We start from the raw sequence: 7,815 nt of genomic DNA, 5'->3' as shown, positions 1-7,815 counted from the left end.
GGGCAACGAACACGGGGCCGCCATCACCTACCACCAACTCGGTCGGGTCGCCGAAGAACGCCGGGACTTCGCGGCGGCAGAGTCGTGGTACCGCAAGTCCCTTGAGATCAAGGAGCGTCAGGGCAACGAACACGGGGCCGCCATCACCTACCACCAACTCGGTCTGGTCGCCGAAGAACGCCGGGACTTCGCGGCGGCAGAGTCGTGGTACCGCAAGTCCCTTGAGATCGAGGAGCGTCAGGGCAACGAACACGGGGCCGCCATCACCTACCACCAACTCGGTCTGGTCGCCCAAGAACGCCGGGACTTCGCGGCGGCAGAGTCGTGGTACCGCAAGTCCCTTGAGATCAAGGAGCGTCAGGGCAACGAACACGGGGCCGCCATCACCTACCACCAACTCGGTCGGGTCGCCGAAGAACGCCGGGACTTCGCGGTAACTTGGTCGTGGTTCCTCAAGGCAGTATCGGTTTTCTTGCGGTTCAATGATAAACACAGCACGGGCATCGTTTTCCGAAGTCTAGCAAAATCCTTCAGTGAAGCTCTACCGGACATTCGGCCACGGCTTCTTTCCCAAGGCCGGGAAGCCGGACTTCCGGACGAGTTTCTTCAAAGCCTCGAATCATCTGTGAATCAACCTTCAACCGAGAGTTAAACCCATGTCTGATCTTGTCGCCCGCATTGAGAGACTTTCGCCGGATCAGGCCGTGCGGGTATTGAACGCCATTACCTCGGCCCAAGTGACTCGTGGGGGGGCGGTCGGTCTCGCTCCTGACACTGGCTTGGTTGATCTTCTGGCCGCCGAAGTGGCGATCTCTCCCGAGGCGGGGGCGTCGGCCGGGGATGTGGCCAAGGCGAGCCTGCTCTTGCTGGCCGATGATCCGGGCATGGCTGCCGCGATTGACAATTTGTTGGAGAACCCGTTGGCTCAGAGCATGGTCGAGCCGACCACTCTCATCATCGGAATCGCCGCGTTGGTCGTGCTTCAGTCGTACTTCAAAATCGAACGAGACAAGAAGGGGCATTGGTCGTTCAAGCTTGAGAAAAAGCCCATGTCCGATTCGCTCCTCAAGCAACTCATCAGCAAACTCGGCGGCTGGATTCGCAACCCATGAACTGACCATAGGCGTCTGTTTGTGGCACTGTCGGAAGATTGTGGACTTGTGCCCAATCAAATTTCGCACACCGTCATGTATCAAAATCAGCAAATCATCGTTTGCGGTCGCGGGCGAGTTTTGGGCGGCCGTGTCATGAGAGATTTTTCAGTTCTGTTGTCTTGTCATGCCCTCAAATTTTCATTTCGCTTGTTTTGCCCGTGATTACACGGGGAAATTGAGGTTTTTTTAACGCTCACTCGCGGCAAAATGCGCCGACTTGCCCGGCGGTTGGCCGAGAGTGGCACGGCATCTGCGTTTGACCGGCAGACATCAAGTCGCCTGGTCAAAACATAAGAGCCGAGTTAATCACATGTCTTACACGTCGCTGTCCGGTCTTCGCACTCAAGTCAATGGTCGCGGTTCCAAGAAGTCTGTTCCGATGGGTCTTCAAGCGCTGGAGGCACGGACGGTGCCGGCCGCCGGGGCGGTGCTGGATGCCAGCGGCGTCCTGACGATCACCGGGACGCCGTACAACGATTCCATCGTTGTCCGGGAGATCAACAACCGGATATTCGTCGTGGGGACGAACATCAGCACGCCGAGCGGATATGCCATTGCGGTCCCGGCTGATGAGGTCAGCGGCATTCAGGTCAACTCGCTGGGCGGGAATGATTTGATTGATCTGAACAGCGTCGGCGGCGCCTACCAGCTCATCAACATCCAGGCGACGATTGACGGTGGCGAAGGCAACAATGTGATCTACGGGACATCCGCCGCCGACACCATCACCACCGGAAACGGCCGCAACACCGTCAACGGCGGAGCCGGGGACGACACGATCACCACCGGTTCCGGCAACGACCTCATTTACGGCTCCTACGGCAGCAACACCATCAACGCGGGCGACGGCAACAACATCGTCTACGGCGGGGACGGCAACGACAACATCATCACCGGGGCGGGCATCGACCGCATCTACGCCGGCTATGGCAACGACACCGTGGATGCCGGGGCGGGCAACGACTACATCGCCGGGTCCGACGGCAATGATTCGCTGACCGGCGGCGCGGGCAAGGACACGATCACCGGGGACAACGGCGACGACATCATCGACGGCGGGACAGAAAACGACTCCCTCCTCGGCGGCGCCGGGAATGACACCATCAAGGGGGGAGACGGCAACGACATCATCCGGGGCGGGATCGGCAACGACCTGATCTCCGGCGATGCCGGTCTCGACAGCATCTTCGGCGACAACGGCGACGACACCATCGACGGCGGGGCCGACAACGACTTGATCTACGGCGGGTACGGCAACGACGTGATTGGCGGAGGAGCCGGAAACGACAGGATCTACGGCGAAGCCGGTCTTGACACCATCACCGGCGGCGACGGCCGGGACACCATGTACGGCGGCCTCGGAGTGGACCTGATCGACGGTTCCTCCCTCAAGGACACGGTGATCGGCTAAGGTTGTGTCTTTTCCGAGTCTGCAAGCGTGAGTTTTGACGTTGCGCTTTTGGGTTTTCCAAGGTTGGTCTTGGTATTGGCGAGCCGAGCAGCGTGAGCTGCCGGGTGGCTTCCGGCAGGGAAGTCGTCCGAGCCACGGGTTTGAGTCCGGCTGAGTAAAAGGGAGGCGGTTCAACTACGGGAAGCTACCCGGCAGCTTACGCTGCTCGGCTCGCCAATACCAAAAACAACACTTCACCGGGGAAGCCACAGAACTTTGGTCAGCGATTCACGGGCGAGCCAAAGTTAACAACCACCCCCGGCCACATGCCTATTTGGCCGTTCCGGCCCCGGCCGCCGGTTTGTACATCACCAGCAAATCGTTGTCCAAGTGCTTTTTGGTTTTGCGGGCAATCCGCACGAAGTTCATGAGATTGAACAGGCTGAACTTCTCAAGCAGTTTTTTCTTCCACGAAGACGACACGCGATCAAGGAAGAAATAACGCCCGACATCGTCCATCCGGGGAAACTGTCGAAACGTGGTGAACCCGGCGGCCTTCCCCAAGGCGGTGATGTGGGAGGCCGGCATATCCTTCTCGGTGACACCAAACTTCCGAATCACTTCCTCGGAGTTTTTAGCGTGCCCGTTTCCCGGTTCCGAGGCGATGAACATGCCGCCGGGTTTCAGGGCGTTAAAAGCGGCCTTGATGGCGGCCCCTTCGTCGATGCAATGGTGCAGGGCGTCGAAATAGATGACTGCGTCGAACTCCTCCGTGAACGGAAGATTCTCCACATTCGCCACCTGAAAATTCATGGCTCCCCCGCTGGACTCGGCCAACGGTTGGGCCAGTTTGATCGCCTCGTCGGAGACATCAACGCCGACGCAATCATAACCCCGCATGTAAAGCATCCGCGTCAGCCAGCCGACGCCGCAACCGCATTCCAACACCTTCGCCGGCGGCGGCGGCAGGATCGCAAACACCGCCCCGATTTGCATGAGCATGAAGGCGCAATCGTGATCGGAAAACGGCTTCGCCTTCGCATGACGAACGCCTTCCTCGCCAATCGCCCCGTAATAAGAAAGTTCGCCTTCGATGGCCATGACTAACCTGTTCCTTGTCCGTGGACCGACCGCCAACGGCGACGGCATCATCGCGGGGAGTACCACATGCCATGCCAGCTTGTAAAGACGAATCGGCGGAGGAAAATGAAAGCCCTTTGGTGATCCCAAGCTGTCATGTCCGGATATTTTTGTCTCAAGAGCGGTTATTCCCGGAGCTTCCCCAACCGGACCAACACGGCCCGTATCCGAGGATCGGATCGAGGGTCTTCTCCTTGGAAATGACCACGGGTGGGATATCCGAGTTCGATTTTCCATTCGCTTGGGGATTGATGCGATGGGCTTCCGTCCGTCAGCAGGTCGATGACCACCCCGGATTGGCTATGGGATGACAGAGAGCATGTGAATGCTCCGTGATAACAGGCAACGCCGCCCGCTTGCAATTCAAACCCCACGCCGAAAACAAGCCCGATCTCAAGATGCTTCCATGCGCTGTTCCACACCCCCTCGCGGACATACATCGTGTGAGTCTGCCAGTCGTAATCAATCAAGTCGCTTTCCTTCAGAATCACTCGTCCAGACATTGGCCCGAATATTTTTTCAAGCTCCAGATGGATCGGGATCGTCACCAACCGAAATGTGGGAGGCGCGACCCGGTCATCCGGGCGGTTCAATCCCCAGTGGAAACCAAGCGCGATGAGGGACACCATGAACAGCAATATGGCGCGAGCTTGGTTCATTTTTGTTCACCATGAATCGACTCTTGATGGATGACCGGCCAAACCCAACAGGTTTGGCCGGTCATCCGCAGACAGATCGGCACAGGTATTGACGAACCGCCGCCTGAACTTGTTCCAGCTTTGTGGTTGTGTCTTTGATGAAGATCGGCTCACGCCGGGCTTTCTCGAATAACAACACCGGTTGGCTCACGAATGACTTGCGCCCTTCGATATGTTCTATCTTGCGACCTTCAACGTTTTCTATCTCGATATCAATCAACCCTGCCAACGGAGCGGCCCACACTGACCGACGGAACCATGCTCTCCGCTCGACGCGAACCTGCCCGGCCACCCGTTCGAGTGTGATCGTCACCGCTGGAAATGACAGCAGGCCAAGTATCGCTGTGAAGATGAGAGCAGACGAAATCTTCAGAAACAGGGCAAGGTGATGAGGAGACAGCAATGGCACGACTATCAAACCAATGATGAAAATCACCGGCAGCCGATTCCAGTGAATGAACTCCCTCACGCTGTGGCGTGCCACCAGTTTTTGGTCGGTTTCCGTGATGACCCGCATGTGCCGTTTCTTTGATTCTGATAACCGATCACGAACGGGACTGTTGCAGCCTTGCCAGGCGGATGAATCGCCCGACCGCTTCCTGGACTTGCTCCAGGTTTTCATCACTGTCCTCGATGTTCACCAACTTACTTGGGGTTTTTTCAAACATCAACACCGGCCGGAACACGTTATATCGGGGATCGCTCACCCGAATCCGTTCCAATTCAATCCCAGTGAGATCTTCCAACGAGCCGGTCCAAAGGCGGCGGCCGAAAAGATATTTTCGCTCCACCCGAACTTCGGCCGTGGCCCGGTCGAGGGTGAGCGTGACCACCGGATGAATCTTCAAAATGATCGGCATCGCAATCAAAGCGAACAAGCCGACCGAATAAGGCTTTGCAAACAAATTTGGCTGGCGGACATTAATGACAATGCCGATGCAAATCATCAGCGCGCATGCAATGCCGACCGTCACCCAAGCCCCGACCGGATGATGCCGGGCCACCAGTTTCTCGTCGGTTTGACTGATGACCCGCATACGTCGCTTTCTTGACTCAGACGACCGATCACAATCGTGATATTTGTCGCCGGATCAGCCGGATAAATCGATCCACGGATTCTTGGACTTCCTCCAGGTTGTCCTCGCTGTCCGCGATGTCCAACACCATTGGCCCGCCTTGGTCAAACTCCAGAACCAGCCGACATAAGAATCGCTTCCGGGTCGCGGAAAAATAACGTTCTGCCTTGGTCCCCGTCAGATCTTCCAACAGGCCCGTCCAAGTCCGTTTGCCAAAGAGACCTTTCCGCTCCACACGAACCTCGGCCGCGGCCCGATCCAAGGTGAGCGTGACCATTGGCCAGGAAAGAAAAAGTGCTGTCGGAATCGCGATCGTCAGCGGACAAATGAGGTCGACCAGTTCGGAGAGATCTGTTTGAAAGGCGAAGATCACACATCGCACGGCGATATACATCGTTAACGCGGCCAACACCCCGCCCCATGTCCAGACGTAAAGAGGATAATGTCGGGCGACCAGTTCTTCGGCGTTCTCGCTGATGACCCGCATGGCGTGATTCCCCGGCTGATGTTCCATTCACCCAGGCATCGCGTGGCCGGTCACAGATTCCCGCCGCAGGATGAGCAGCGGGCGATGCTTTCCACAAAATTCAGGTCGCAGGCCAGACAATGCTGTTGGTTCTGCCCGGCGGCGGCCGCGACGATTTCCTCGGCGATGAGTCGCTCGACTCCCCCGTTGACCAGTTTCGTGACGGCCATCTGAACGGGCGTGCCGGATTCCAAGTCAACGCGGATGGAGTGGATCATCAACTCGGCCCGCGTCGGCGGCTTGTAGTCAAGCACTTCCAATTTGTACGTTTGTTTGCAGGCGCAACACTTGATGACCGTCGCGTGATGTTCGGTCTCGAACAGAGGGATGAAGTACAGGGTGAAATAGGTGCAGTAGCGAACCTTGTGATAATTCTCCTCGCTACCGCACTCGGGACAATTGAAAACACCGCTGTCCCGGATGATCTCCCGGCCCGTTGACCCCCAGATAATCATGTGCGCTCGCCCCTTGGATATTGTTCGTGCTTTCTGATGGAAAATTTTAAACGATCAGCGACCAGAGTACTCCGCACGCTCCGCGTGCGGATGGACTTCCCCTGTGGCCAAGCAATGAAACAGGTCGCGGTCCAGACCGCACGCGGAGCGTGCGGAGTACTCTGGTCGCTGACTGCTCATTGTTTCCGCTCGTTCTTGGCACAGGACTCACAAAATCCCGTGAATGACATCTCCCCGGCTGGCGGCCAGCGGCCTTCCTTGCGTGTCGTGGATCTCCGTTAAAAGTGAACATCCGGCGGGGAGAGAGATCGCGATGTCACTCGATGAGGACCGGAGCGAACCAGACACAATGCGCCCCGCCCCCGGACCCCGCACAATAGGCACGAAGTGTCAGTGTCTTGGCTTTGTCAACCTTCAATGTTACTGTTTGGAATGTATCCATTTTCGTAACAGGTTCGGACTTCCAGATGGACTTTCCATCCAGCAACACCTCAAACGTCAGTGCGGAATGTGGATCTGGCTGCTTGTCTTCATGGTAGGGCACGCCAATGGATGTCCGGAACACGCTAACTTTAACCGGAAGTGTGTAACTCACGCCCGCCGGCAAATTGGTGTCCGGATGCATAAAGATACTGTGTGGGATTGCCCGTCCGTCCATCTTGTACTTGCTGGAGTCCTTCTCAAAGACGTTGTTCCATGTCTTGATGTCGAATGGCTTCAAGGTGGTCAGATATGTCCGCTTCCCCACCAGACACGCAGATGCAAGCAAAAACTGGTCGCGTTCCTTCTCAACTTTCTCCGCATCGCTGTCGAGTTTCAACCGGATACAGTCTTTAATGGCCGTTTGGTAGGCCTTGTCCAAGACCGTTCTCGCAGTCGCGAGTTCGGTTTTGACCTTCATGGGAAGGGTGGGCGGCGCTTCACCCAAATCGTCAAACCCTTTCCGCTGAGCTTTGAGCTCGTCGAGAGCCTTCTTGTCGCCAGACTTGCGGATGGTTTCCTCCCGCTTGTCGAACAGGTCGGCCACCGCTTTTTTGAAATCCCTTAATTCGTTGTCGTAGACCCTTTTTGCCTGAGCCAGTTTCTCCTTCACATCGTCTGCCTCATCGGCCCGTGCCGTCAGCGCGACCATCAGGAACAGGCCGACAGCAGGAAGCAGGAAACGCAATCGGTTGGACATTCGACACCTTGAGGATAATGAGCGTCAAAGCGATATTATTCGATCATGACCGGGGCGATCCATATGGCGTGAGCATAGGCTTCCCCTTGTTGACAATGAACACGCAGCGTTATCATTTTGGACTTCTCGACTTTGACAACGCATGTTTGAAATGTGTCGAGAGTGGTGACGAGTTCGGATTTCCAAACGGACTTTC

Annotated in this window: 9 protein-coding genes and 1 pseudogene; 3 read left to right on the top strand and 7 right to left on the bottom strand. The window is 56.7% G+C overall.

All coding sequences use genetic code 11. The features are described from left to right. The 3 genes from BGIM_RS52770 to BGIM_RS52765 form a co-directional block, all read left to right on the top strand. The coding region (locus BGIM_RS52770) for a tetratricopeptide repeat protein (protein ID WP_040890449.1) at nucleotides 1-652 on the top strand (652 nt) is incomplete at its 5' end. A gap of 4 nt (nucleotides 653-656) precedes the next feature. After that, entirely contained in the window at nucleotides 657-1,112 is a 456-nt protein-coding gene (locus BGIM_RS0128010; RefSeq protein ID WP_020473007.1) for a hypothetical protein, read from the top strand. 352 nt (nucleotides 1,113-1,464) lie between these two features. Further along, nucleotides 1,465-2,565, top strand: a complete 1,101-nt coding sequence (locus tag BGIM_RS52765; RefSeq protein ID WP_020473006.1) for a calcium-binding protein — start codon at nucleotides 1,465-1,467, stop codon at nucleotides 2,563-2,565. 309 nt (nucleotides 2,566-2,874) lie between these two features. Here the strand turns inward: BGIM_RS52765 and BGIM_RS52760 are convergent, their stop codons facing one another. The 7 genes and pseudogenes from BGIM_RS52760 to BGIM_RS68380 form a co-directional block, all read right to left on the bottom strand. Next, nucleotides 2,875-3,645, bottom strand: a complete 771-nt coding sequence (locus tag BGIM_RS52760; RefSeq protein WP_020473005.1) for a class I SAM-dependent methyltransferase — start codon at nucleotides 3,643-3,645, stop codon at nucleotides 2,875-2,877. 164 nt (nucleotides 3,646-3,809) lie between these two features. Beyond that, entirely contained in the window at nucleotides 3,810-4,343 is a 534-nt protein-coding gene (locus BGIM_RS0127995) for a hypothetical protein (protein ID WP_020473004.1), read from the bottom strand. Nucleotides 4,344-4,404: 61 nt separating this feature from the next. Continuing rightward, nucleotides 4,405-4,899 carry a hypothetical protein gene (locus BGIM_RS0127990; RefSeq protein ID WP_020473003.1) on the bottom strand — a complete coding sequence of 165 codons (495 nt, stop codon included), beginning with the start codon at nucleotides 4,897-4,899 and terminating at the stop codon, nucleotides 4,405-4,407. A gap of 28 nt (nucleotides 4,900-4,927) precedes the next feature. Then, complete coding sequence (locus BGIM_RS0127985; protein WP_020473002.1) at nucleotides 4,928-5,419, bottom strand: hypothetical protein; 492 nt, start codon at nucleotides 5,417-5,419, stop codon at nucleotides 4,928-4,930. Nucleotides 5,420-5,447: 28 nt separating this feature from the next. Then, a complete protein-coding gene (locus tag BGIM_RS0127980) occupies nucleotides 5,448-5,972 on the bottom strand; it encodes a hypothetical protein (RefSeq protein ID WP_020473001.1) in 525 nt (174 codons plus the stop codon). 23 nt (nucleotides 5,973-5,995) lie between these two features. Then, entirely contained in the window at nucleotides 5,996-6,439 is a 444-nt protein-coding gene (locus BGIM_RS0127975) for a zinc-ribbon domain-containing protein (RefSeq protein WP_020473000.1), read from the bottom strand. 385 nt (nucleotides 6,440-6,824) lie between these two features. Then, nucleotides 6,825-7,064: pseudogene (locus BGIM_RS68380) on the bottom strand (NPCBM/NEW2 domain-containing protein); the annotation flags it as partial. Between the last annotated feature and the right edge of the window lie 751 nt (nucleotides 7,065-7,815).

This window comes from Zavarzinella formosa DSM 19928 (assembly GCF_000255705.1).
In the GTDB taxonomy this organism is placed as follows: domain Bacteria; phylum Planctomycetota; class Planctomycetia; order Gemmatales; family Gemmataceae; genus Zavarzinella; species Zavarzinella formosa.
This window is presented reverse-complemented; position numbering and strand designations above follow the sequence as displayed.

Excerpts from the sequence above, each read along its gene's own strand:
- BGIM_RS0127990 (WP_020473003.1), bottom strand. The coding sequence starts at position 4,899 with ATGCGGGTCATCACGGAAACCGACCAAAAACTGGTGGCACGCCACAGC.
- BGIM_RS52760 (WP_020473005.1), bottom strand. The coding sequence starts at position 3,645 with ATGGCCATCGAAGGCGAACTTTCTTATTACGGGGCGATTGGCGAGGAA.
- BGIM_RS0128010 (WP_020473007.1), top strand. The coding sequence starts at position 657 with ATGTCTGATCTTGTCGCCCGCATTGAGAGACTTTCGCCGGATCAGGCC.
- BGIM_RS0127995 (WP_020473004.1), bottom strand. The coding sequence starts at position 4,343 with ATGAACCAAGCTCGCGCCATATTGCTGTTCATGGTGTCCCTCATCGCG.
- BGIM_RS52765 (WP_020473006.1), top strand. The coding sequence starts at position 1,465 with ATGTCTTACACGTCGCTGTCCGGTCTTCGCACTCAAGTCAATGGTCGC.
- BGIM_RS0127985 (WP_020473002.1), bottom strand. The coding sequence starts at position 5,419 with ATGCGGGTCATCAGTCAAACCGACGAGAAACTGGTGGCCCGGCATCAT.
- BGIM_RS0127975 (WP_020473000.1), bottom strand. The coding sequence starts at position 6,439 with ATGATTATCTGGGGGTCAACGGGCCGGGAGATCATCCGGGACAGCGGT.
- BGIM_RS0127980 (WP_020473001.1), bottom strand. The coding sequence starts at position 5,972 with ATGGAACATCAGCCGGGGAATCACGCCATGCGGGTCATCAGCGAGAAC.